Origin of the sequence: Clavibacter michiganensis subsp. tessellarius, from assembly GCF_021922985.1 — a bacterium.
In the GTDB taxonomy this organism is placed as follows: Bacteria; Actinomycetota; Actinomycetes; order Actinomycetales; family Microbacteriaceae; genus Clavibacter; species Clavibacter tessellarius.
The window spans coordinates 1,504,795-1,527,875 of record NZ_CP040788.1; the positions used below are offsets into that span (position 1 = coordinate 1,504,795).

Annotated in this window: 23 protein-coding genes; 7 read left to right on the forward strand and 16 right to left on the reverse strand. The window is 75.1% G+C overall.

What is annotated here, in order from left to right; translation table 11 throughout:
- Window positions 1–48 precede the first annotated feature (48 nt).
- Window positions 49–1,110 (forward strand): DUF418 domain-containing protein, encoded by a 1,062-nt coding sequence (locus tag FGG90_RS06905; RefSeq protein WP_094128822.1) that lies wholly within the window; start codon window positions 49–51, stop codon window positions 1,108–1,110.
- Window positions 1,111–1,193: 83 nt separating this feature from the next.
- Here FGG90_RS06905 and FGG90_RS06910 read toward each other — a convergent pair whose 3' ends face one another.
- Window positions 1,194–1,511, reverse strand: coding sequence for a putative quinol monooxygenase (locus FGG90_RS06910; protein ID WP_094128819.1), 318 nt, complete (start codon window positions 1,509–1,511; stop codon window positions 1,194–1,196).
- Between the two features lie 53 nt (window positions 1,512–1,564).
- Window positions 1,565–3,319 (reverse strand): pyruvate dehydrogenase, encoded by a 1,755-nt coding sequence (locus FGG90_RS06915; RefSeq protein ID WP_094128816.1) that lies wholly within the window; start codon window positions 3,317–3,319, stop codon window positions 1,565–1,567.
- 186 nt (window positions 3,320–3,505) lie between these two features.
- On the opposite strand from FGG90_RS06915, the gene FGG90_RS06920 reads away from it, so the two are divergent.
- Window positions 3,506–4,237, forward strand: a complete 732-nt coding sequence (locus FGG90_RS06920; RefSeq protein WP_094128813.1) for a DUF1684 domain-containing protein — start codon at window positions 3,506–3,508, stop codon at window positions 4,235–4,237.
- On the opposite strand, the gene nagA is transcribed toward FGG90_RS06920, so the two are convergent.
- Together nagA and FGG90_RS06930 are read right to left on the reverse strand one after the other, a co-directional pair.
- Window positions 4,219–5,403: an N-acetylglucosamine-6-phosphate deacetylase gene (nagA, locus tag FGG90_RS06925; protein ID WP_094128809.1), complete on the reverse strand. Its 1,185-nt coding sequence runs from the start codon at window positions 5,401–5,403 to the stop codon at window positions 4,219–4,221. The two genes, FGG90_RS06920 and nagA, sit on opposite strands and share 19 nt — an antisense overlap.
- 46 nt (window positions 5,404–5,449) lie before the next feature.
- Entirely contained in the window at window positions 5,450–7,591 is a 2,142-nt protein-coding gene (locus FGG90_RS06930; protein WP_094128806.1) for a S9 family peptidase, read from the reverse strand.
- Window positions 7,592–7,745: 154 nt separating this feature from the next.
- On the opposite strand from FGG90_RS06930, the gene FGG90_RS06935 reads away from it, so the two are divergent.
- Window positions 7,746–8,639: a TetR family transcriptional regulator gene (locus FGG90_RS06935; protein WP_237583544.1), complete on the forward strand. Its 894-nt coding sequence runs from the start codon at window positions 7,746–7,748 to the stop codon at window positions 8,637–8,639.
- A 13-nt stretch (window positions 8,640–8,652) separates the two neighbouring features.
- Here the strand turns inward: FGG90_RS06935 and FGG90_RS06940 are convergent, their stop codons facing one another.
- The 4 genes from FGG90_RS06940 to FGG90_RS06955 all read right to left on the reverse strand — a co-directional run bounded on the left by FGG90_RS06940 (window position 8,653) and on the right by FGG90_RS06955 (window position 12,115).
- On the reverse strand, window positions 8,653–9,246 hold the full coding sequence (locus FGG90_RS06940) for a GDSL-type esterase/lipase family protein (protein WP_237583545.1): 594 nt from the start codon (window positions 9,244–9,246) through the stop codon (window positions 8,653–8,655).
- Window positions 9,247–9,313: 67 nt separating this feature from the next.
- Complete coding sequence (locus FGG90_RS06945) at window positions 9,314–9,757, reverse strand: hypothetical protein (protein ID WP_094128797.1); 444 nt, start codon at window positions 9,755–9,757, stop codon at window positions 9,314–9,316.
- Window positions 9,754–11,280, reverse strand: coding sequence for an SDR family oxidoreductase (locus FGG90_RS06950; protein ID WP_094128794.1), 1,527 nt, complete (start codon window positions 11,278–11,280; stop codon window positions 9,754–9,756). Before FGG90_RS06950 ends, FGG90_RS06945 begins: the two co-directional genes overlap by 4 nt.
- A gap of 73 nt (window positions 11,281–11,353) precedes the next feature.
- The gene (locus tag FGG90_RS06955) at window positions 11,354–12,115 is read right to left on the reverse strand and encodes an SRPBCC domain-containing protein (protein WP_094128791.1); all 762 of its coding nucleotides are present in this window, start codon (window positions 12,113–12,115) and stop codon (window positions 11,354–11,356) included.
- Window positions 12,116–12,288: 173 nt separating this feature from the next.
- Between FGG90_RS06955 and FGG90_RS06960 the strand changes: the two genes are divergently transcribed.
- Window positions 12,289–13,227: an ROK family protein gene (locus FGG90_RS06960; RefSeq protein WP_094128788.1), complete on the forward strand. Its 939-nt coding sequence runs from the start codon at window positions 12,289–12,291 to the stop codon at window positions 13,225–13,227.
- A gap of 49 nt (window positions 13,228–13,276) precedes the next feature.
- On the opposite strand, the gene FGG90_RS06965 is transcribed toward FGG90_RS06960, so the two are convergent.
- Together FGG90_RS06965 and FGG90_RS06970 are read right to left on the reverse strand one after the other, a co-directional pair.
- Window positions 13,277–14,878, reverse strand: coding sequence for a PHP domain-containing protein (locus FGG90_RS06965; RefSeq protein ID WP_094128786.1), 1,602 nt, complete (start codon window positions 14,876–14,878; stop codon window positions 13,277–13,279).
- Window positions 14,879–15,011: 133 nt separating this feature from the next.
- Window positions 15,012–16,280, reverse strand: coding sequence for an MFS transporter (locus FGG90_RS06970; protein WP_237583546.1), 1,269 nt, complete (start codon window positions 16,278–16,280; stop codon window positions 15,012–15,014).
- 37 nt (window positions 16,281–16,317) lie between these two features.
- On the opposite strand from FGG90_RS06970, the gene FGG90_RS06975 reads away from it, so the two are divergent.
- Window positions 16,318–17,019, forward strand: a complete 702-nt coding sequence (locus FGG90_RS06975; protein WP_094128780.1) for a maleylpyruvate isomerase family mycothiol-dependent enzyme — start codon at window positions 16,318–16,320, stop codon at window positions 17,017–17,019.
- Here FGG90_RS06975 and FGG90_RS06980 read toward each other — a convergent pair.
- The 4 genes from FGG90_RS06980 to truB are packed head-to-tail and all read right to left on the reverse strand — an operon-like array spanning window position 17,016 to window position 19,774.
- On the reverse strand, window positions 17,016–17,948 hold the full coding sequence (locus FGG90_RS06980) for a bifunctional riboflavin kinase/FAD synthetase (protein WP_094128777.1): 933 nt from the start codon (window positions 17,946–17,948) through the stop codon (window positions 17,016–17,018). The genes FGG90_RS06975 and FGG90_RS06980 overlap by 4 nt on opposite strands.
- A 1-nt stretch (window position 17,949) precedes the next feature.
- Window positions 17,950–18,411 (reverse strand): hypothetical protein, encoded by a 462-nt coding sequence (locus FGG90_RS06985; protein ID WP_094128774.1) that lies wholly within the window; start codon window positions 18,409–18,411, stop codon window positions 17,950–17,952.
- Window positions 18,412–18,449: 38 nt separating this feature from the next.
- Window positions 18,450–18,818: a hypothetical protein gene (locus FGG90_RS06990; protein ID WP_094128771.1), complete on the reverse strand. Its 369-nt coding sequence runs from the start codon at window positions 18,816–18,818 to the stop codon at window positions 18,450–18,452.
- The gene (gene truB, locus FGG90_RS06995; protein ID WP_094128768.1) at window positions 18,815–19,774 is read right to left on the reverse strand and encodes a tRNA pseudouridine(55) synthase TruB; all 960 of its coding nucleotides are present in this window, start codon (window positions 19,772–19,774) and stop codon (window positions 18,815–18,817) included. The genes FGG90_RS06990 and truB overlap by 4 nt, the downstream gene beginning before the upstream one ends.
- Window positions 19,775–19,858: 84 nt before the next feature.
- On the opposite strand from truB, the gene FGG90_RS07000 reads away from it, so the two are divergent.
- Window positions 19,859–20,854: a ketopantoate reductase family protein gene (locus FGG90_RS07000; RefSeq protein ID WP_094128765.1), complete on the forward strand. Its 996-nt coding sequence runs from the start codon at window positions 19,859–19,861 to the stop codon at window positions 20,852–20,854.
- Between the two features lie 66 nt (window positions 20,855–20,920).
- Here the strand turns inward: FGG90_RS07000 and FGG90_RS07005 are convergent, their stop codons facing one another.
- Window positions 20,921–21,487: a nucleoside/nucleotide kinase family protein gene (locus FGG90_RS07005; protein ID WP_094128762.1), complete on the reverse strand. Its 567-nt coding sequence runs from the start codon at window positions 21,485–21,487 to the stop codon at window positions 20,921–20,923.
- A 37-nt stretch (window positions 21,488–21,524) separates the two neighbouring features.
- On the opposite strand from FGG90_RS07005, the gene FGG90_RS07010 reads away from it, so the two are divergent.
- Window positions 21,525–22,403, forward strand: a complete 879-nt coding sequence (locus FGG90_RS07010; RefSeq protein ID WP_094128759.1) for an HhH-GPD family protein — start codon at window positions 21,525–21,527, stop codon at window positions 22,401–22,403.
- Between the two features lie 146 nt (window positions 22,404–22,549).
- On the opposite strand, the gene rbfA is transcribed toward FGG90_RS07010, so the two are convergent.
- Window positions 22,550–23,068 carry a 30S ribosome-binding factor RbfA gene (rbfA, locus tag FGG90_RS07015; RefSeq protein WP_094128757.1) on the reverse strand — a complete coding sequence of 173 codons (519 nt, stop codon included), beginning with the start codon at window positions 23,066–23,068 and terminating at the stop codon, window positions 22,550–22,552.
- Window positions 23,069–23,081: the final 13 nt, after the last annotated feature.

Below are 23,081 nucleotides of genomic sequence, written 5' to 3' on the forward strand. Positions count from 1 at the left end.
ACCACGGCGGTCGGCCCGAGACGCGGGCCCCGCCGACGAGAGGCCCGCATGACCACCGCCCCGACGCATCCGCCCGCGACACGTCCCGCCCCCGGCACCCGGGAAGGCGGCCCCGGCGCGATACCGCGCTCCGGCATCACCCGCCGCGTCGCCGCGCTCGACGTGATCCGCGGCGTCGCCCTCTGCGGCATCATGCTCGTCAACATCGGCCCGCAGACGCGCTTCGGGACCGCGGCCGGCTTCTACGAGATGGCCGCGCTCGGATCCACGAGCGGCTGGCTGCAGCTCCTCGTGCAGCAGCGATTCTTCCCCGTGTTCGCGCTGCTCTTCGGCATCGGGTTCGCGCTCATCGTCGAGTCCGCCGAGCGCCGCTCGGCCCGACCGCGGCTCGTGCTGCTCCGGCGCCTGCTGATCCTGCTCGCGATCGCGATCCCGTTCGAATTCCTCCAGCACGGATCCGCGCTGCTGCCCTACGCGCTCGCCGGCCTCGTCGTCCTGCTGCCGAGCACGTGGCTCCCGCGGGCGCTGACGGCCGTCGCCGCGATCGCGCTCGTCGTGATCAGCGTGGTCGTGGCCGGCGGCGGGCTCACGCTGGTCCCGGGCATGCTCCTCCTCGGGTCGGCCCTGACCCGCTACGGCGTCGTCGCGGCCATCGGCCGCGCCCGCCGCGGATCCGCCGTCGTGCTCGTCGTCGCCCTCGCGGCCGCCGTGCCGCTGGTCGCCTGGCAGGTGACGACGATCGCCGACTCCGGCTTCAGCACGGAGTCGGCCGCCGCGGGGCTCGCCCTCGCCGTCGCGTACGTCGCGCTCCTGTCGCTGCTCATGACGACGCGGGCCGCGCGCGCGCTCGAGGTCGCGTTCGCTCCGCTCGGCCGGATGACGCTCACGAACTACGTGCTCGGCGCCCCGCTCATGCTCGCCGCGGGCGCCGTGCTCGACCTGCCGCACGCGACGTCGTGGACGCCGATGCTCCTCGCCGTCGTCGTGATCCTCGTGCTGCAGGCCGTCGCGAGCGCCCTCTGGCTGCGCGCGTTCGCGCAGGGTCCGCTCGAGTGGCTCTGGCGCTGGGGCACGTGGGGCACGCGCGGGCCGTTCCGCCGGGCGCGCTGATCGCGACGTCGGGCGCGCGCGGATCCGCCGACGCGCGCAGGAGCCGGGCGCGACGACGCCCGGCTCACGCGCTCACGCAGCGATCAGAGCGCCCCCTGGATCTCGTCCCCGGCCGGGATCGGCACCAGCTTCGTGACGACGGGCGGCGCCTGGAGCAGGCCCGCGAGCGACGCGTTCATCCGCGCGACGACCTCGCCCGCGCCGTGGGCCGCGAGCTCCTCGCCCGAGGACCACTTCTCGAGCATGACGATCGTGCCGTCGGGCGCGTCGTGGATCGCGTACAACTCGCAGCCGGGCTCGCCGTGCACCTCGGCGATGCCGCGGGACAGCGCCGCGACGGCCTCGTCCCGCCTCCCCTCGGCGGGCGTGAAGACGGCGGTGACGACGACGGGCTCGGACATGGTTGCTCCTCGGTTCGGGTGGTGGTCTCCAGGATGGCGGACGCGCCGCCCGCTCACGGCCGCGGGATGTTCCGCAGGTTCGAGCGGGCGAGCTTCACGGCCTCGCCGACGCCGCCGTTCATCACGATCTTCGACATCGAGAGCGCGAAGCCCTTCACCTGCGCGGCCGTGATCTCCGGCGGGATGGACAGCGCCATCGGGTCGGTCACGAGGTCGACGAGCGCGGGCCCGTCGTGCGCGAAGGCGGCCTCGAGGGCGCCTCGGATGTCGGCCGGGTCCTCGACGCGCTGCGAGTGGATCCCGAGGGCTGCGGCCACCGCGGCGTAGTCGACCATGGGCACGTCGACGCCGAAGTCCGGGATCCCGTCGACGAGCATCTCGACCTTCACGAGCCCGAGCGTCGAGTTGTTGAACACGACCACCTTCACGGGCAGCTGGTACGCCGCGACCGTGACCAGCTCCCCCATCAGCATCGCGAGGCCGCCGTCGCCCGAGACCGACACGACCTGCCGCTCGGGGTACGCGACCTGCGCGCCGATCGCCTGCGGGAGCGCGTTCGCCATGGACCCGTGCACGAGCGAGCCGATCATCCGGCGCCGCCCGTTCGGCGTCAGGTAGCGCGCGCTCCAGACGTTGCACATGCCGGTGTCGCTCGTGAAGACGGTGTCGTCGCCGGCGACCTCGTCGAGGATGCTGGCCGCGTACTCGGGGTGGATGGGCGTCAGCTTCTCCGCCTTCGACGTGTACGCGCCGACGACCTGCTCGACCTTCTTGTCCTGCTCCTTCAGCAGCTTCTCCAGGAAGCGCCGGTCGGTCTTGCGCTCGACGAGCGGCAGCACCGCGCGGATAGTGGAGAGCGCGTCGCCGTGGATCGCGATGTCGACGTCGGTGCGGCGGCCGAGGCGCTCGGGCGCGATGTCGATCTGCGCCGTGCGCACCTCCTTGCCGGGCAGGAACTGGTCGTAGGGGAAGTCGGTGCCGATGAGGATCAGCAGGTCGGCGCCGGAGATGCCGGCCGCGGCGGCGCCGTAGCCGATGAGGCCCGTCATGCCGACGTCGAACGGGTTGTCCTGCTGGATCACGTCCTTGCCGCGCAGCGAGTGGCCGACCGGCGCCGCGATCTTGTCCGCGAGCTCCATGAGCTCGGCGTGCGCTCCTCCCGCGCCGCGGCCCGCGAAGATCGCCACGCTCTCCGCGTCGTCGATGGCCGCGGCGAGCGCGCGCACGTCCTCCTCGGCCGGCACGATCGCGGGACGCCGCGGCAGCGAGAAGGCGGGCGCCTCGCCCTCCGCCTCGAACTCGGCCACGTCGCCGGGCAGCGTGATCACGCTGACGCCGCCGAGCGCGAGGGAGTGCCGTATCGCCTGGTCGACGACGCGCGGCGCCTGCACGGCGGTCGAGATCATCTCCGTGTAGTGCGAGCACTCGACGAAGAGGCGGTCTGGGTGCGTCTCCTGGAAGTAGCCGGAGCCGATCTGGTTCGTGGTGATGTGGCTCGCGATGGCGAGCACGGGCGCGCCCGAGCGGTGCGCGTCGTAGAGGCCGTTGATGAGGTGGAGGTGGCCGGGGCCGCAGGATCCGGCGCACACGGCGAGCTTCCCGGTGAGCTGCGCCTCGGCGGACGCGGCGAACGCGCCGGCCTCCTCGTGCCGCACGTGGATCCAGTCGATGCCGCCCTTGCGGCTCCCGCCGGTGCGGCGCACGGCGTCGACGATCGGGTTGAGGCTGTCGCCGACGACCCCGTAGATGCGGCTCACCCCCGCCTCGATGAGCTGGGCGATGAGCTGGTCGGCGACCGTGCGTGCCATGGGAGCGTCCTTCCGTCGGTGCGTCCAGTCAATACCCGCCCGCCTCCACGCCGCATCCGCGCCGGGTGGGACGGTGGTCGGGCGGGAGCGCGCAGCCCGGCCGGGTGCGGGTCGACCCGTCGCGCGTCTGCGGCCGACCGGCCGACCCGCGGGAATGCCGCCGGACGCAGAACGCGTTGTCCCGGGGTGACCGACACGCGAGAGACCCCCCGCCCCGCCGCATCCGACACCGCCGCCGCGCTGGCGGATCACGAGGCCTGGCACCGCGCCCGCCTCGCCGCCGTGACGAGCCCGTTCGGCAGCCTCGCGCTCATCCAGACGACGTGGCTCGAGCCCGGCCGGGAGGTCAGCGACCTCGAGGCGCTGGAGGGCCAGCCCGACACCGTGCAGCTCACCCGCATCGAGCGCATCTCGCTGGAGACGGGCAAGCCCGAGCACGGCTACCGCCTCTGGGACTCGGCGAGCCCGAAGAACCGCGCGTTCGAGGACATCGAGGTATACCCGTACGCGCCCGAGTGGATCCTCGAGGGCCGCTTCGAGCGCGTCGACGACGACCGCGTGATCCCGTTCGAGCACATCGCCGACGCCGGCCGCACGCGCGAGCTGCCCGTGCCCGGCGACATCGTGGTGGAGATCGAGGGCGAGGAGGTGCGCCTCAGCGCCTTCGCCGACGGCGACCGCCTCCAGCTCGTCTTCGCCGATGCCACCACGGGCCGCGAGAGCTACGCCCCCAGCCGGTTCCTCTTCCTCCCGCGCCCCGACGGCGACGGACCCGTGACCCTCGACTTCACGCGCGCCGTCGTCCCGCCCTGCGGCTTCTCCGACTGGATGAACTGCCCGCTCCCGCCCGCCGGCAACCGCCTCGCGGCGGCCGTGCGCGCCGGCGAGCGCCGCGTGGTCTACCGCGACGAGGCCTGAGCCGCGGGCGACGGCAGCTCGGCGCCCGCCGCCCACACGCGAGAGACCGCGAGGTCGGGTGACAGCGCCACGACGTCCGCCGCGTGTCCCGCGCATAGCAGGCCGAGGCGGTCGTCGAGGCCGAGCGCCCGCGCGGGCACGAGGGTGAGCGCCGCGACCGCGTCCGGCAGCGCCAGGCCGGCCTCGCCCACCGCGATCCGCAGCGCCTGGTCCTGCGTGAGCGTCGAGCCCGCGATGGTGTCGGCGCCCGCGAGCCGCGCGACGCCGTCGAGCACGTCGACGTCGAGCGCCCCCAGCCGGTAGCGCCCGTCCGCGGATCCGGCGGCCGCCATCGCGTCCGTGACGAGCGCGACCCGGCCGGGAGCGGCGCGCAGCAGGAGCGCCGCGACGGACGGCGCGACGTGCACGCCGTCGAGGATCAGCTCCAGCGTCACCCGCTCGTCGGCGAGCGCCGCCATGATCGGCCCCGGTTCGCGGTGGTGGATGCCCGGCATCGCGTTGAACGCGTGCGTCAGCACCGTCGCGCCCGCGTCGAAGGCCGCCGTCGCGAGGTCGCCCGAGCAGGTGGTGTGGCCGACGGCCGCGACCACGCCGGCGGAGACGAGGCGGCGGATCGCGTCGAGCGCGCCGTCGAGCTCCGGCGCGATGGTGACCTGCCGGAGCACGCCCTCCCCCGCCTCCAGCAGGGCGTCGATGCGCGCGGGCGTCGGATCCACCAGGTGCTCGTGCGCGTGCGCCCCCGCCGCGTGCGGCGAGAGGAAGGGCCCCTCCAGGTGCGCGCCGAGCACGAGCGGGTCGGCGGCCATCACCTCGCGGATCCCGGCGAGCGACCGCGCGAGGTCCGCCACGGGGTTCGCGACGAGGCTCAGGACCGACCGCGTGGTGCCGTGCCGCCGGTGCAGGGCGAGGGCCGCGCGGATGCCGTCGGGCCCGTCCTCGTGGGACCCGCCGGCGCCGCCGTGCACGTGCAGGTCGACGGAGCCCGGCACGAGCGTGGCCTCGCCGAGCTCGACGATCCGGCCGGCGGGCGGGGCCTCGCGCCCGACCCCGACCGCGGCGATCGCGCCGCCGTCGAGGAGGATCCACGCGTCGTCGGTCATGCCGCGCGCATCGACCGCCCGTGCCGCGCGGAGGAGGGTGGTCACGTTCTCGTCGCGCGCGGGCATGCGGTCATCATCCCGCACGCCGCCGGGCCGGGTCGGAGCCCGCCCGTCAGCCGAGCACCTCGGGCCGCACGAAGTCCTTCCCGTGCACGTGCTGGTCGAGGAACGCGAGCACCGTGCGGTACCAGACCACCGACTGCTGCGGCTTCAGCACCCAGTGGTTCTCATCCGGGAAGACGAGGAACCGGTGCGGCGTCGTGCCGTCGTCGGCCGCGTGGTGCTCGGCGAGCTCCGACCACAGGCGCAGGCTCTCGCCGATCGGCACGCGGTAGTCGCGGTCGCCGTGGATCACGAGCATGGGCGTCACGATGTCGCGCACCGAGTGGTGCGGCGAGTTCCGGTCGAGCCCCTCGGCCGAGAAGATGCTCTGCCAGTACTGCGACGAGTCCGTGGTGGGCCCGAACTGGTCGAGCGCCCACAGGCTCGCGTGGCTGACGATCGCGCGGAAGCGGTCGGTGTGGCCCGCGACCCAGTTGGCCATGTAGCCGCCGAACGAGCCGCCCAGCGCGGCCGTGCGGGTCGCGTCGACGTCGTCGCGCGCCTCGACGGCGTCGGTGATCGACATGAGGTCGGTGTACGGCGCCTCGCCCCACGCGTCCCAGCCGCGCGCGATGAAGTCGAGGCCGTAGCCGGTGCTCAGCGCGGGATCCGGGAGCAGCACCGCGTAGCCGCGCGCCACCATCACCTGCGGCGTCCAGCGCCAGCTCCAGGCGTTCCAGCTGTTGAGCGGACCGCCGTGGATCCACAGCAGCAGCGGCGCGGGCGCCTCGGCCGACGCGCCCTCCGGCAGCATCAGCCAGCCGCGCACGCGGGCGCCGTCGGCGGCCGTCGTCTCGACCTCGGTCATGGTGCCGGTGGTCGCGGGGACGGGCGCGGGCGTCGCGAGCTCCGTGACGGATCCGTCCGCCGCCGACACGCGCACGGGGTGCGCGGGCGCCATCCACGAGGAGCGGAGGGCCAGCACGTCGCCGGTCTCGCGGTCGACGCGAACGTCGGCGTAGGCGTGGTCGTCGGTCGTGAGCTGCGCGACGGACCCGTCGAGGCCGATGCGGAACACGGGTCCGCGGCCGTCCTGGTCGGCCGTGACCACGAGCGCCTGCGAGTCGGCGTCGAACTGCAGGGACGACGGCCAGCGGTCCCAGTCGGCGGCGACGCGGCGGGCGTCGGATCCGTCGAGCGCGGAGACCCAGATCTCCTGCTGCGTGGGCGCGGCCGGCGTCGCCCGGTCGGTGCGCACGTAGGCGAGGAGGGCGCCGTCGGGGCTGATCGCCGGCATCTCGAGGTCGGCGCCCGGCAGGTCGAGGAGCGTGGTGCGCTCCCCCGACGCGACGTCGATCGACACGAGCGCCTGCCGGAAGCCGCGGCGCTCCTTCACGCCGACGGCGGCCACGAGCGTGCGGCCGTCGGGGCTGATCGCGGCGGTGGCGTGCTCGAGCGTGCGACCGGGCCGGGGCGTGAGGTCGCGCGGGCGCGGGAGCGACGCGGGGTACGGCTGCGCAGAGGCGCCGGGCGCGGACGCGGCGGATCCGCCGTCCTCCGCCTCGGCCTCGGCGGCGAGCGCGGCGGCCGCGTCGGCAGCCGTGGGCCGGGCGGGCTCCTCGACGAGCGCGCCGGCGAGGTCGAGCGCGAGGAGGTGCGTCTCGGCGGGGCCGAGGTCGTGGTCCCAGTACCGCACGGGGTAGCTCTCATGCAGGATCGCGTTCACCTTCAGGTCGGCGCGCTTCCTCCGCGCCACGGCGTCGGCTTCGAGCGAGCCGGATCCGGGCAGCAGCGGAGCCTGGAGCACCACCGTGGCCGCGTCGCGCGCCACGGCCGCGATGCCGTCGACGCCGCCGGCGAGCCGGGTGAGGGCGCGGGCCTCGCCGCCGGCCGCGGGCAGGATCCACAGCTGCGCGGCCTCTCCCCCGTCGGCGTCGTCGGCGTCGGGGCGGGAGGAGACGAAGAGCAGGTCGCCGTCGGCGGTGAAGGCCGCGCCGCCCTCGCTCTTCGCGGAGCGGGTGAGGCGCTGCGGCGCGCCGCCGCCCGCCGCGGGCACGACCCAGAGCGCGTGGCGGTAGCCGGTGCGCGCGGGGTCGAGGGTCGTGACGGTGAGCACCGCGCGGCGTCCGTCGGGGGAGAGCACGAGGCCGCCGAGGCGCGGGATGGCGATGAAGTCGTCGAGCTCGGAGAAGGGGATGCGGGAGTCGGGCATCCTCCTACGCTAGCCGCGGCCCCGACGCGGGTCCGGGCACGCGCCGCGCGAGGGCGCCCCGGCGGGCGACGGTTTGCGCCCAAACCGTCGGCGGCGAGCCGGTAGGATCGGGCGCATGGAGCGGCGAGCCGGTCGGATCGGGAGGCCCGCGCGGGTGTCGCGGAGGCTCATCGCCGAGGCCGCCCTCGAGGTCGGCCTGAGCACGCTCACCCTCACCACGCTCGCGCACCGGCTGGGCGTCGACCACTCCACGCTGTACCGCCACGTGGCCAGCCGCGACGACATCGTCCTCCTCGCCTGCGACACGGCCATCGCCCGCATGGACTGGCCGGATGTGCCCGACCTCCCCGACGCGGAGCTCCGCGAGCCGGGCGACGCGTCCTGGCGCGCGTACCTCGAGGAGGCCGTCGAGCGCGTCTGGGACATGTACGACCTCTACCCCGGCCTCGCGGGCGCCATCCACCACCTGCACGCGGCGCCCGACCAGGTCGTGCTGCGCTTCACGGGCGCGATCCGCGACCTCGTCCGCCTGGGCTTCGCCGAGGCCGAGGCGGTGCTGGTCCTCGACACCGTGATGGACATCGCCGTGGAGTCGTACGTCGCGTGGGAGCGGGCGCTGGCGCTCGACGCGGGCGGCGACGCGGCGGACCGCCCGGCCTCCACCGCCCCCATCGTCGACGCCGCCTCGTCGGCCTCCGTCGGAAGGGGACTGTTGACGCGCGCCTCCGGCCGGATCGCCGCGGACCGCATCGCCGAGGAGGACGCCGCGCACCCGCCGCACGCGTCCCGCCGGGGCGGCCCCGCGCACTCCGCCGGAGCGCCCGACGCCGGGCACGCGCGCGAGGAGGAGGCCCAGCGCGACGCGCTCGGCACGATGGTCCGCGTCACGGCGCGCTTCGCGGGCGAGGTCGCGACGGGCACCGCCACGACGCCGCGCGACTGGTGGCGGCGGAAGCTCGCCGTGATCCTCGCGGGCGTCGCCGAGCTGCGTGGCGCGGGCGGCGCGGCCGAGGTCGACGCCGCGGCGACCGCGCGTCGCGACGCCTGATCGGGACCGGGCGCTAGGAGGCCGGGGCGTCCCCCGCGGTCGCGTCGTCGCCGTCCTCGCCGCGGCCGTCCGCGAGCACCGCGGCCAGCACCTCCCGCACCGCGGCCGCGCCGTCGGGCCCGAGGTGCAGCCGGTCGTCCGTGAACGCCGGGTTGAGCTCGCCGTCGCCGAAGCCGAGCACCGGCCACAGGTCCACGTGCTCCGCGCGCACGACGGGCGCGAACTGCCGCAGGTGGATGTTCACCACGCGGATCCGCTCGGCCATCTCGCGCCCGCGCGGCGGCACCGAGAGCACCACGAGGCGCGCGGTCGGCAGGTCGCGGCGGAGGTGGGCGAGGATCGTCTCGAGCGCCCGCACCGTGGGCTCCGGGCCGCGGCGGAGCCGGCCCAGGTCGTGCGTGCCGACCGAGAGCACGACGGTCGCGGGATCCGCGGCCGCCACCTCCGGCAGGAGCGCGAGCACGTCGTCGGTCGTCTGGTCGGCGCGGCCGAGGTCGATCGTCGCGGCGGCGTCGTCCGCGTCGCCGGCCGGGAGGAGGGCGCTCCATCCGCCGTCCCCGGTGAGGCTGTCGCCCAGCAGGACGGTGGTCCGCGTGCCCGGTGCCATGGTGTCGCCTCTCGTCGTGCCCATCATGGACCCCGCCCTGGGCGATGTCACGGGGCGGTGCTCCCGGCTAGCCGCGGTTCCGTCGCAGCGCGCCGCCCCAGCGACGTCGCCGCCGGGGGCCCGCCACGAGCGCGGCCACGGCGACCACGACGGGCAGGCTGAGGACCGTCGCGAGCAGCGCGCCCGCCTGGCCCGGGGTGATCCGCATGCCGAGCACGTCGAGGGTCACGCGCGTCGCGGCGTGCTGCGTGAGGTCGGTGATGCGGCCGCCGTCCGCGGCCTCGGCGGGCAGGGGCGTCCACGCTTCGGAGGGCGTGCTGCGCGGCTCGGGTCCGCGTGCTGCGCCCGCTCCCGCATCCGATCCGCCGAGGAGCGCGAGGTCGGCCTGCGCCTGCACCGGCGCGGAGACGCTCATGGTGACGGCGGTGGCGAGGCCCGCGGACGCGAGGGCGATGCCCACGAGGGTCAGGAGGATGAGGCCGATGCGCGGCGCCCCGGTCCGCCGGCTCACCGGGCGGCCTCCGCGGGCGTCCGCTCCGGCTCCCGGGCGCGCGTCGCCGCGAGCGCCTTCGCGGTGATGCGGTTCGCCATCGAGGTGAAGATCACGCCGTGGAACGGCAGGATCGAGAACCAGTAGAGCCGGCCCGCGAGCCCGGACGGGAAGAAGATCGCCCGCTGCCGGTACTCGCTGCCGCCGCCCTCGCGCGGCGTCGCGCTGAGCTCCAGCCAGGCCTCGCCCGGCAGCTTCATCTCGGCGCGCAGCCGCAGGCTGGATCCGTGCTCGATGTGCTCGACGCGCCAGAAGTCGAGCGCGTCGCCGGTCTGCAGGCTGGTCGCGCTGCGGCGGCCGCGGCGGAGGCCCACCCCGCCGACGAGCTTGTCCATGTAGCCGCGGGCGGCCCAGGCCACGGGCAGGGAGTACCAGCCGTTGTCGCCGCCGATCGACTCGATGACGGCCCACAGGTCCGCGGGGGCCGCGTCGGTCGAGCGCTCCTTGAGGTCGAGGTAGACGGTGTGGCCCGACCAGTCCGGGTCGCTCGGCAGCAGGTCGCTCGGCGCGCCGACGACGGCGGAGTCCTTCCAGCTCGTCTCGACGACGCCGTCGCGCATCCTGCCGAGGGCGAGCCGGACCGAGCGGCGGTAGCCCGTGAGGCCGCCCTCGGGATCCGGGATGAAGGTGGAGATGTCGTGCTCCCCCATCACGCAGTCGTACTGCAGCGACTCGATGATCGGCACGGCGAGCGTGCGCGGGATGGGCGTGACCACGTTCACCCAGTGGGCGGCCAGGCGCGGGGCGAAGACCGGGATGGAGGCGATGGGCCGCTGCGGCAGGCCCGCCTCGACCGCGTAGCCGTTCATCATCTGGCCGTAGCGGAGGACGTCGGGGCCGCCGATGTCGAAGGTGCGGTTGAGGTCGGCGGGCAGGTCGGCCGCGGCGACGAGGTAGTAGAGGACGTCGCGGATCGCGATGGGCTGGATGAAGTTGCGCACCCAGCCGGGCGCGGGCATGAAGGGCAGCACCTCGGTGAGGTGGCGGATCATCTCGAACGACGTGGAGCCGGATCCGATGACCACGCCCGCCTGCAGCGCGATGGTCGGCACGCCGCTCGCGAGGAGCACGTCGCCGACGGCCTTGCGGCTCGCGAGGTGCTTGGAGAGCTCCTCGGTGTCCGGGTGCAGCCCGCCGAGGTAGACGATGCGGCCGACGCCCGCCGCCTTCGCGGCCTCGGCGACGTTGCGGGCCGACGTGCGCTCGGATGCCGCGAAGTCGCCCTTCGCGCCCATCCCGTGCACCAGGTAGTAGAGGACGTCGACGCCGTCGACCGCCGGGCCGAGGGTGGACGCGTCGGAGAGGTCGCCCTGGACGACCTCCACGTCGCCGCGCCACGGGACGTCCGTGAGGCGACGCGGGTCGCGGACGAGCACGCGCACCCGGAAGCCGGCCTCGATGAGGCGCGGCACGAGCCGACCGCCGATGTAGCCCGTCGCTCCGGTCACGAGGGCGAGACGGGAGGCGACGTTCGGCGATGTCATTCCCTCACGCTAGGCAATCAGCCTGGCAAGCGGCTCCCAGGAGCCGGGACGCCGCGTGGACGACGGCCGGGGATCAGCCCTCGGCGGACTCGAGCTCGGCGAGGTACCGGCGCCAGGTGGAGCCGTGCTCCGCCTCGCACGTGGACCAGTCGACCGGCATGCCGTGGACCAGGTCCTCCAGCAGGTCGAGGTGCAGGCGCCAGCTCGCCTTGAGCACGTTCGCGATGCCCGAGGGCAGCACCCCCGAGACCGTCACGACGAGCTCGGTCTGCCGGTCGCGCGGCCCGCCGGGGACGTCCTCCAGGCGGAAGTGGAAGTGCGCGGTGACCTCGCCCTCGTGCAGGAACGTGTACTGGATCTGGCGCTCCTCGTCGAAGCGGCTGACGATCCCGCCGGCGGCCGAGGAGAGGCTCCGGTCCGGCACGGTCATCCACTCGAACCAGAAGTCGCCGCCCTCCCGCGGCTCGACGGTGGCCTCCGCGAGCCAGCCGGAGAGCATGTCCCCGTCGGACACCGCGTCCCACACGATGGGCGCGGGCAGGTCGACGAGACGGCGGAAGACGAACTGGTACGGCAGGAAGACGGTGGACGCCTTCGCCTCGTCGAGCAGCGCGCCGGCGAAGGACGGGAAGCGGGCCCGGGTCTCGGTGACCTCGTCCTCGAGGCCGACGGAGGCGGGCATCCCCTCGTCGAGCTCGCGGGAGGCGAGGCGCGCCTCGGTCGCGTCGGCGAAGTCGAGCGCGGGAGCGGTGCCGCGGCGCGCGGGTGCCGCGTGCTCGGAGCGCGGGTCGGAGGGCTCTCTGGGGGCCTGTCCGGGAGTGTGATCGGGATCCACGTGCCGAGCCTAGGCGCGGAGCCGCTGGTCGGCCCATGAATTCCACACAGGTGTCAGGGCACCCGGGCCGGCGGAGGCTCCCGTGCGGGCCGCGCGTCTCCGGGCGGGGCGCGTGCCCGCCCCTATCCTGGACGCCGGTGGCCGGGTGGATCCGGGACCGGGACAGGACGAAGATGCCTCGCACGCTCGCGCTCGCCGTCGACTTCGGCGGCACCAAGGTCGACTCCGCGCTCGTGGACGACGCCGGCCGCGTGCTCGAGGGGAGCCGCTTCCGCGGGCCCACCGGCCCCGAGCGGTCCGCCGACGAGCTGCTCGACTCCGTCCTGGGCGTCGCCCGGAAGGCGCTCGCCGCGCTGCCGGCGGACGCGGAGCTCGTGGGCACCGGGCTCGCGGCCGCGGGCCCCGTCGACGTCCGCGACGGCCTCGTCTCCCCGCTCAACGTGCCCGTCTGGCGCGACTACCCGCTCCGCGACCGCATCGCCGAGCTGACGCCCGACGTGCCCGTCACCCTCCAGGTCGACGGCCTCGCCATCACCCTCGCCGAGCACTGGGTCGGAGCCGGCCGCGGGTACGACGACGTCATGGGCATGATCGTGTCCACCGGCGTCGGCGGCGGCCTCGTGCTCTCCGGCCGGACGGCCGCGGGGGCCACGGGCAACGCCGGCCACATCGGCCACGTGGAGGTCGCGGGCTTCGACGACCCGTGCAGCTGCGGCGGCCAGGGCTGCGTCGAGGCCGTGGCCTCGGGGCCGCGCAGCGTCGCGTGGGCGCGCGCCCGCGGCTGGACCGGATCCACCGGCGAGGACCTCGCGGCCTCCTACCGCGACGGCGACGAGACGGCCGTCGCGGCCGTGCGCCGGGCCGGCCTCGCGATCGGACGGGCCATCGCGTCGGCCAGCTCGCTCGTCGACCTCGACGTCGTCGCGATCGGCGGCGGCTTCAGCCGCGTCACGCCCGACCTGTTCGACATGATCCGCGAGCCGCTCGCGCTCCGCACGCAGTTCGGCTTCGTCATGAAGACGCGCGTCGTGCCCACCGGCCTCTCGGAGGACGGCCCCCTCATCGGCGCGGGCGCGCTCGTGCACCGCCAGGAGATGGTCCCGAGCTTCTGAGCGGGATCCGGGTGCCGGCCCGCGCGGCCGGCACCCGGATCCGCGCCGCCTAGGACAGCTCGGCGTAGAGCGGGCTCGTGTAGAACCAGAGGTCCTCCCACGGGTCCGCGTCGCCCAGCACGTCGATGGCGGGGCCGGCCGGGTCGATCGCCGCGCCGAGGAACCCGGGCTGCTGCCGCTTGCCGTCGGTGCCGCGCAGGCGCACGTAGAAGCGGTCGCCGGGCGGCGTGATCTCGAGCGAGAGCCGGTGTCCGCCGGCGATGGGGGCGAGCTGCGCGACCGGGAGCTGCGCGACGACGCGGGTGTCGGGCGCGGTCATGGCGTCGCGGTCGGCGGCGGGGCCGTCGATCCGGCCGACGATCACGTCCACGCGCGCGAGCTCGGGCACGAAGCCGGCGCGGTTCGGGCGCGAGGCCGTCATGATGTCCGCCGTCACGGTCACCTTCCGGTCGCGCTTGCCGATGAGCGTGCCGCCCAGCGGGATCGTGCGGCCGCGCTCGAGGACCAGGCGGACGTCGAGCGAGTCGACGAGGCCGCCGTGGTCGACCCACACGCGGCCGGCGCGGATCGCGTCGAGCACGGACGTGTGGTCCTGGCGGACCGCGCCCACGTGCGTGCGGCTGTAGTGGCCGGGCCAGAAGTCGTTCTCGTCGGTGTCGACGCCGCCGCGGTAGACGGGATCCACCATGCGGCCGTCACGCTCGTAGTCGCTCCCGGGGCCGGTCTCGGTCGTGTCGAGGTAGACGTTGTGGCTGTCGCTCGTGGCCGTGACGACGAAGCGGCGGCCCTCGGCGAGCATCGAGTCCCAGACGCCGCCGACCGTGGCGGTGACCCAGTCGAAGCCGCCCCAGGTGCGGTACGACTCGGCCGGGTAGCCCGGGAACGAGTACGCGCTCGCGGCGTTGCCGTAGAGGCCGCGCGCGCCCACCGTGCTGTGCGGCGTGGGGAGCCCGCCCGCCTGGTGGCCGGGCGCGCCCTCCATGCCGAGGACCACGCGGGGACCGGCGTCCTGCCACGCGCGCAGCTCGTGCGGGGAGTCGATGCCGAGGCGCGAGGGGTGGTTGGGGAGCATGGCGGCGTCCTTCACGCGCCGCGAGGCCACGGCCTGCTCGAGGAAGCGGATCCCCTCGAGCGCGAGCGCCTCGTTCGCCGGGGTCCCGTCGCGCGTGCCCTTCACCCGGGCGTCCCAGCGGTCCTCGATCTCCTTCAGCACGCCGACCGCGTCGCCCTGCGGGTGCACGAAGACGGTCGCGTGCTCGGCGCCCGGGATGTTCCACTCCAGGCCGTGGAAGATCACGATCTCGGAGCCGAACTCCTTCCGCGCCTCCTCGAGGAAGGGGACGATCGCGTCGACGCTGCCCTTCGTCGAGTGGGCCGTGTTGCCGTGGTCGGTGAGCACGATCCACTGCACGCCGTTCGCGACGGCCTGGCGGATGTGGTCGCGGACGCGGTACTTGCCGTCGTTGCTGAAGAGGGTGTGCACGTGGTGGTCGCCCTCGAGCCACAGGTAGCCGCCGACCTTGGCCGGTGCGCCGGCCGCGCGGGCCGCGGGGGTGGATCCGAAGGCGGCGAGCGCCGCGCCGGCACCGACCCCGGCGCCTCCCTGGAGCAGGCCCCTGCGGCTCACCGTCGTGCGTGCGTCGTGCGTCATCCGTGTCCTCCGAGTCGCTGTGCGGGTACATTTCCCACCCTGACGAATCAAGGCGACGCGGGATGGACGCGCGGTGACGGGGAGGCGGTCGGGAGGTGAACGCGACGGGCGTGCGGCTGGGGGCGGCGGCGGGTCAGCGGACGCGCGCGGCCTCGTCGCGCGCGGCGCGGTCCCAGGTGTCCTCGAGCATGCGCGGCCGGGCGAGGTAGAAGCCCGAGGCGGAGGCCACGGCCACCAGCGAGAAGAGCATGAGGAGCGGCACGGTCCAGCCGCCGGTCGCCTCGTGGAGGATGCCGAACAGCAGCGGCCCGAGGGCGCCGATCGAGTAGCCGATGCCCTGCACGAAGCCGCTGAGGGCGACCACTCCCCCGTGCGTGCGAGTCCGCAGGTTGATGAGCACGAAGACGAGCGGGAACAGCAGCGGCCCGGATCCGGCGGCGGCCACCCACAGCAGCGGCGCCGCGGCGGGCGCGACCAGGAGGCCGACGTAGCCGACGACGAAGAACAGCACGCCGACCTGGATCAGGATGCCCACGTTCCTCATGCGCGCCGCGAGGATCGGCATGACGATCGCCGCGGGCAGCCCCATGAACCCGAAGACGGCGAGGAGCGCGCCGGATGCGACGGGCGACTGGCCCGCCGTGTCCTGCAGCAGCGCGGGCAGCCAGGCGAACATCGCGTACGCGTTGAACGACGACGCCGCCTGGATCCCGACGAGCGCCCACGCGACCGGCGAGCGGAACACGCGGCCGGTGACGGCGGCCGGCGCCTCCTCCACCCGGTCCGCGCCGGCGAGCGCGGCGGCGCGCTCGCGCCGGGCGTGACGGTGGTGCTCCACCAGGAGCGCGACCCACGGGACGAGCGCGACGACGGCGACGAGGGCCCACGTGCCGATGGCGACGCGCCAGCCGGCGCCGTCGGCGAGCGGCGCGGCCACGAGCGACGGGACGCCGGTGCTGATCGACATCATCACGGTGGTGACGGAGGTGAGCGAGCCGATCCGGCCGGGGAAGTACTTCTTGACCAGCGGCGGCAGCAGGACGTTGCCGAGGCCCATGCCCGCGAGCGCGAGGATCGTGCCGACGCCGAACACGACCACGTGGGAGGATCCGGCGCGCACCAGGTGCCCGGCGATCATCGCGGCGAGGCCCACGACCACGGTGAGCTCGAGGCCCAGGCGGCGCGAGATGGCGGGCGCCAGCAGGCCGAACAGCGCGAAGCAGACGGGCGGCAGGGCGCCGAGCACGCCGATCGACACGGTGTCGAGCGGCACGTCGCGGCCGATCTGGTCGACGATCGGCGAGAAGACGGCGACGGCGGTGCGGAGGTTTAGGGCCACCAGCACGATGCCGACGAGGGCGAGGAGCGCACCCGCGCGGGGAGCGGCGGGAGGAGTCGTCACCACCAGATTCTACGGCGGCCGGAATAGGCTCTCGGCCATGAGCGAGATCTCCCGTCACCTGCCCCTCAGCCAGCGTCCCTCCGAGCCCGAGGCGCGCGTGACGGGCGTGTGGAGCGCGGAGATCGCGGACGTCCTCGACCGCACGGCCGACCTCCTCGACTCGCTCGACGCGGACGGCTGGGAGGCCGCCAGCATGTGCGAGGGCTGGACCGTGCGCGACGTCGCCGGGCACGTCGTGTGGCGGGTCGGCGCGAGCAACGCCGCCATGGTGCGCACGGCCGTCGGGTCGCTGCGCCGCCGCCCCCACCTCAACCCCATGCACGTGATGGACGACCTCAGCGCCGACGAGGCCGCTCGCTCCCCCGAGGAGCTCGTCGCCCGGATCCGCGCCATCGCCGCCGACAAGCGCGCGGGGAAGGGCCGCAAGCGGCTCCCGGAGCTCCTCGAGGTGGTCGTGCACGCCTTCGACATCGCGCACGCGCTGAAGGCGGACCTCGAGCTCGACCACCGGTCGACGGGCGCCGTCGCGGTGGCCCGCGCGGCGATCGCCCCCGCCGCGATCCGCGGGGTGCTGCGCGCCCGGACGCTCCGCGCCTCCGACGCCGGCTGGAGCGTGGGCCACGGTCCCGCCATCGAGGCCACCGCGTCGACGCTGATCATGTACCTCTTCGGCCGCACGCCCCGCCCCGAGGGCGACGCCGCGGCGAGCCCGGCCGCCGGGGCCGGCGACGCGGCCTAGAGGCCGAGCACCGACCGGGTGCGCACCACGTCGTCCGTCATCTGCGCGATGAGCGGCTCGCGGCCCTCGTAGGCCACCATCCCGCGGATCCGGCCGACGAAGACCACCTCGACCTCGTGGTCGTAGAGGTCGAGCGTCTCGTCGAGCACGAAGGCCTCGACGACGCGCGGCCGGACGCCCGCGAAGGTCGGGTTCGTCCCGACGGAGATCGCCGATGGGTACGTGCGGTCGCCGTCGCGCAGCCAGCCGGCGTAGACGCCGTCGGCGGGGATGAGGCCCTCGGCCTCGGGCGACAGGTTGGCCGTGGGGAAGCCCAGCTCGCGGCCGCGCTTCTCGCCGTGCACGACGAGGCCGCGGACGGCGGGGGCGCGGCCGAGGAGCTCGGCCGCGGCCTCGACGTCGCCGCGGTCCATGAGGTCGCGGATCCACGTGGAGGAGACCTTGCGGCTGCCGTCGGGCATGACGTCGCCCACCACGACCGTGCGGAAGCCGTGGCTCTCGCCGAGCCGGGTGAGCGTGGCCGTGTCGCCCGCGCCCTTCGCGCCGAAGCGGAAGTCCTCGCCCACGAGCACGACGCGGGCGTGCAGCGCGTCGACGAGCACGGTGCGCACGAACTGCGCGGGGTCGAGGCGGGAGAGGCGCTCGTCGAACGGGAGCATGAGGGTCGCGTCGACGCCGAGCTCGGCGAGCAGCTCGATCTTCTGCCGGTTGCTCACGAGGCTCTGCGGACGCGCGGCGGGCGCGAGGAGCGCGGCGGGGTGGCGGTCGAACGTGATGACGGCGGACGACAGCGACTCGTCGGCGGCGATGCCGAGGAGGCGACGGATCACCGCCCGGTGCCCCGCGTGCACGCCGTCGAACTTGCCGATGGTGACGGCGCTCGGCCCGAATCCGCCCGGCACCTCGGCCGGGTCGTGGACGACGATCACGTCAGCGGTCCCCGCGCACGGGGCGCTCGTCCACCGCGCTCACCCGCGAGCGCCCGCCGCTGCGGAGCCACCACAGGCCGAGCACCGGCAGCACCAGGGGGATGAAGACGTAGCCGTAGCCGTAGACGGACCACACGCTGTCGTGCGGGAAGAGCTGGGCGTCGACGAGGCTCAGCGTGCCGACGACGAGCACGCCGACGAGCTCGAAGGCGATGGTGGCGAACGCGATGCGGTACCAGCGGCGCGCGGCCTCCGGCGTCCTCGCCGGCGCGACCAGCGCGACCGTCGCGACGATGTAGACGACCGCGGCGAGCGCCGAGAGCGCGTAGGCGACGGGGGCCTCGTCGAACTTGGTGAGGATCTGCGTCACGGAGCGCCCGGTCGCGGCGAGGGCCAGCAGCCCGTAGAAGAAGACCAGGACCCGTCCGAGGCCGGTCATGCGCGAGTTCCGGGAGTCAATCATGGCACCAGCGATTATCCCCTACCGGGGGAACGCCGCGATCACGCGGACTGCACGTTCCAGATGACGTCCATCCGGTAGACCATGATCGCGATGGCCAGGCACGAGGCGCCGAGGATGATCGTGCTCCAGCGGGTGCGCTCGACCAGCGCCCAGAAGATCGCGAGCGGCGGGATCACGAGGCCGCTCAGCAGGTACGCGTAGTACTCGACGAGGTTGCCGGACGGCGGGTTCCCCACGGCGGGCGCCGCGATCGCGACGACGAGCTGCACGACGAGCAGCACCTCGACGAGCGCGGTCGGCAGCACCGTGAGGTCGCTGGGCTTCCGCCCGACCGCGCCGACCGCGAGGCAGAGCACGCCCGCCACGACGGCCACGGCGATCTGCGTCACCGTGAGCCACCCGATCACGAGGCGCTCCGGTCGTCGGCCGGGAAGTTGACGATGGAGGTGCCGGTGCGTCCGCGGAAGCCGACCAGCCCCACGAGCCGGCCGTCGGGCGCGACCGCGGCGAGCGGATCCTCCGTCGGCGCCTCGTCGGGCGTCGTGAGCTTCTTGCCGTGCCCGAGGTCGACGGCCTCCTGCTCCGTGAGGTGCAGCACGTCGAAGAGGCGCGCGGCGGCGTCGGCCGGCGGGATCAGCCGGTCGGCGACGACCATGTCGTCGATGGCCACGGCGTCGTCGACGTGGAACGGGCCCACGCGCGTGCGGCGGAGGGCCGTGAGGTGGCCCCCGACGCCGAGCTCCCGGCCGAGGTCGCGCGCGAGCGCCCGCACGTACGTGCCGGAGGAGCAGGTGATGCGGACCTCGAGGTCGAGCTGCGCGCCGTCCTCCTCGCCCTCCTCCGCGTCGACCGCCGCGAAGCGCAGCACGTCGAAGGCGGAGACGGTGACCTCGCGCGCGGCGAGCTCCACGTCCTCCCCCGCGCGGACCCGGGCGTAGGCGCGCTTGCCGTCGACCTTGATGGCGCTCACGGCGCTCGGGACCTGCGAGATGGTGCCGCGGAGGCCGGAGATCGCGCGCTCCACGTCGGCGACGGCGAGGTCGCGGACGGTGCCGGGCTCGGCGCGCGACACGACCTCGCCCTCGCGGTCGTCGGTGGTGGTGGCGCGGCCCAGGCGGATCGTGGCCAGGTACTCCTTGTCGAGGCCGACGAGGTACGTGAGCAGGCGCGTGGAGCTGTTGACGCCCAGGATCATGAGGCCCGTCGCCATCGGGTCGAGCGTGCCGGCGTGCCCGACCTTGCGCGTGCCGGCGAGGCGGCGGGTGCGCGCGACGAGGTCGTGGCTGGTCCACTCCCCGCGCTTGTCGACGAGGAGCAGGCCGCTCGCCGTGGACGGCGCGGCGCGGGGGGTCGGGGATTCCATGGCCTGACCATCATGCCGTGCCCGGCCGCGTCCCCGGATCCGCGGAGGCGGCCCGGCTTAGGATCGGGTGTCGAGGGAGGGCCTGTGCTGATCGGGGTCGTGGGGGCCGGCGCGGTCGGAGGGACCGTCGCCGCGCTGCTGGAGCGGGCGGGCCACCAGGTGGACGTCACCGCGCGCGGGCCGCACCTGCGCGCCATCCAGGACCGCGGGCTGCGGCTGGCCGGCGGATGGGGCGACCACGTCGCGCGCGTCGCCGCCGCCGAGCGCCTCGGCCGGCCGCCCGAGCTCGCCATCGTCGCCACGAAGATCGCCGACGCCCGCGACGCGATGCGGGAGAACGCCGGCTGGCTCCGGGACGTCCCCGTCCTCGTCGTGCAGAACGGCCTGTCGGGCCTGCGGATGGGCGCCGAGTGCCTGCCGCGCTCCCGGGTCGTGGGCGGGCTCGCGCTCCTCGCCACCTCGTTGACGGAACCGGGGCTCGTCACCGTCACGGGACCCGCCGGCATCCACATCGGCTCGGCGGACGGCCCCGACGGCGCCGGGGTCGAGCTCGTGCGCCGCGTGCTGGATCCGGTGATGCCCGTGAGCGTCGCCCCCGACTTCCGCGGCGCGCAGTGGACGAAGCTCGTCGTGAACGGGATCAACGCGGTCCCGGCGGTCACGGGCCTCAGCGCGCAGGCGGTGATCGCCGACCCCGTCATGCGGCGGGTCGTCACGCGTGCCATGCAGGAGACGGTCCGGACGGGCCTGGCCCGCGGCGTCGTGTTCGGCGCGCTCGCCGGCCTCACGCACCGCCGGCTGAAGGCCTTCGCGTCGATGCCCGTCGGCCTCGCCGGTCGGCTGCCCGTGTCGCTCGCGCGCGCCATGGGGAGCGTGCCGAACCCGGGGTCGACCCTGCAGAGCATCCGCCGCGACCGGCCCACGGAGATCGACCACCTCAACGGCGCCGTCGCCGCGCTCGCGCCGGGCGCCGGACAGGACGCGCGCGTGAACGCCGCGCTCGTGCAGCTCGTGCACGGGGTGGAGGCGAGCGGACGGCACATCTCCCCCGCCGAGCTCGTGCGGCTCGTCCCGCGCTGATCCGGACGCGGGCGGCGGCCTCCTGGGCGACGGAATCCCGGCCGGCGGCGTGCGCGGCCGACCGGGTCAGCAGCTGTCGGCGAAGACGCGGCGCGGGAGCTCGGGGGCGGTGACGTCGACGATCATCGTCGCCGCGCGCCGCGGGTTCACCGCGCGGACGTAGCGCGCATGGGCCTCCTGCGCGGCGGATCCGGCGTCGCCGCCCGTGGTCGCGAGCGGCTCGTCGGGCAGCAGCAGGTAGACGACCGCGTTCCAGAGTCCGCGCAGCTCGGGGGCCTGGAGGGCGTCGCCCGCGACGACCAGCACGGCGTCGTCCGGGGCGTCGGTCACGGGATCGCCCCCGGGCCGCAGCGCGAAGGGCGTGCCCGGCCGGCGGAAGGGGCGCACGAGGCCGTCGCGGAGCGCGTCCGCCTGCCCACCGCCGTCCCCGGCGCCGTGGTCGGCGGCCTCCGCCACGTACGCGCCCCGTCCCCCCGCGCGCAGCACGTCGGCGAGGTCGCGCGCGAAGCCGGCGGGAGCGGCGAGCGGCCCGCCGTCGACCGCGAGGAACGCGCGCCCGCGGCCGTAGTTGTGCAGGAACTCGTCGGCGAGCGAGGCCAGGACCTCGGCGCGGGAGGCGCGGTACAGGGGCATGGATCGAGCGTAGGCCGCGTTCTCGTACGCTGGCCGCATGCCCGAGACCGCCCTCGCCCGAGACGTCAACGCCTGGTTCCGGGAGAACGCGCGGGACCTGCCGTGGCGGCGCGACGGGTTCGGATCCTGGGGCATCCTCGTCAGCGAGTTCATGCTCCAGCAGACGCCGGTCGTCCGGGTGATCCCGCGGCTCGAGGAGTGGCTCGTGCGCTGGCCCACGCCCCAGGCGCTCGCCTCCACGCCCGCCAGCGAGGCCGTCCGCGCGTGGGGCCGGCTCGGCTACCCGCGCCGCGCGCTCAACCTGCACGCGTGCGCGGTCGCGATCACGGAGCGGCACGGCGGCGAGGTGCCCGAGGACGTGGACGCCCTGCTCGACCTGCCCGGCGTCGGCCCGTACACGGCGCGCGCCGTCGCCGCCTTCGCGTTCGGGCACCGGCACCCGGTGGTGGACGTCAACGTGCGGCGGGTGCTCGCGCGCGCGGTCGCCGGCCAGGGCGATCCGGGTCCCGCGCGGACGGCCGTCGACCTCGCCGCCATGGAGGCGCAGCTGCCGGCCGACGTCGCCGAGGCGCGCGTCTTCAACGCGGGGACGATGGAGCTCGGCGCGGTCGTCTGCACGGCACGGGCGCCCCGCTGCGGGGAGTGCCCGATCCGGGGCCTGTGCGCGTGGCGGGCGGCCGGGTACCCGGCGTACGACGGACCGGCGCGCGCAGTGCAGAAGAAGTACGAGGGATCCGACAGGCAGGTGCGCGGCCTCCTGCTCGCCGAGCTGCGGTCGAGCCACTCCCCCGTGAGCGCCGCCGACCTCGCGACGGCCTGGCCCGAGCCGGTCCAGCGCGACCGCGCGCTCGCCGGGCTGGTCGCCGACGGGCTGGCCGTCGTGCAGCCCGACGGCACGTACGCCCTGCCGAGCTGAGGCGCGCCGCGTCGATCCGCCGGCGGACGCGGGGAGGGGGCGCGCGTCCCTCGACGCGCGCCCCCTCTTCGGTGCGGGATCAGCGCGGGCGCCGGATCAGCGCCGGCGCCGGATCAGCGCGGGCACGGGATCAGCGCGGGCGGGGATCAGTGCGCCGGGGTGTACCCGGGCGCCGTCGGGTCGCCGAGGTCGTCGCCCTCGTCCTCGTCGTCGTCCTCGTCGAGCTCGTCCTCGTCGTCCTCCAGGACGCGCGGCTTGACGTACGGGTCCTCGTCGCCCGCGTACACGCCGGACTTCGCCTGGGCCTGCACGTCGGCGTCGCGACGGCGCGCCTCCTCGAGGAGGGCGTCGATCGCGGCCGCGTTCTCCGGGACGCCGTCGAGGATGAACTCGAGCGACGGCGTGAGGCGCGCGGTGATGTTCTTGCCGACCTCGCTGCGGAGCATGCCGGTGGCGGACTTGAGGGCGGCGGCCGTGTCGGCGCGCTCCTCGTCGGTGCCGTAGACCGTGTAGAAGATGCTGGCGTGCTGCAGGTCGCCCGTGACGCGGACGTCGGTGACGGTCACGAAGCCGAGGCGCGGGTCCTTGATGCCCCGGTCGAGCTTGCGCGCGACGATCTCCTTGATGCGGTCGGCCATCTTCCGGGCCCTCGCGTGATCGACCATGGTCGACGTCCTT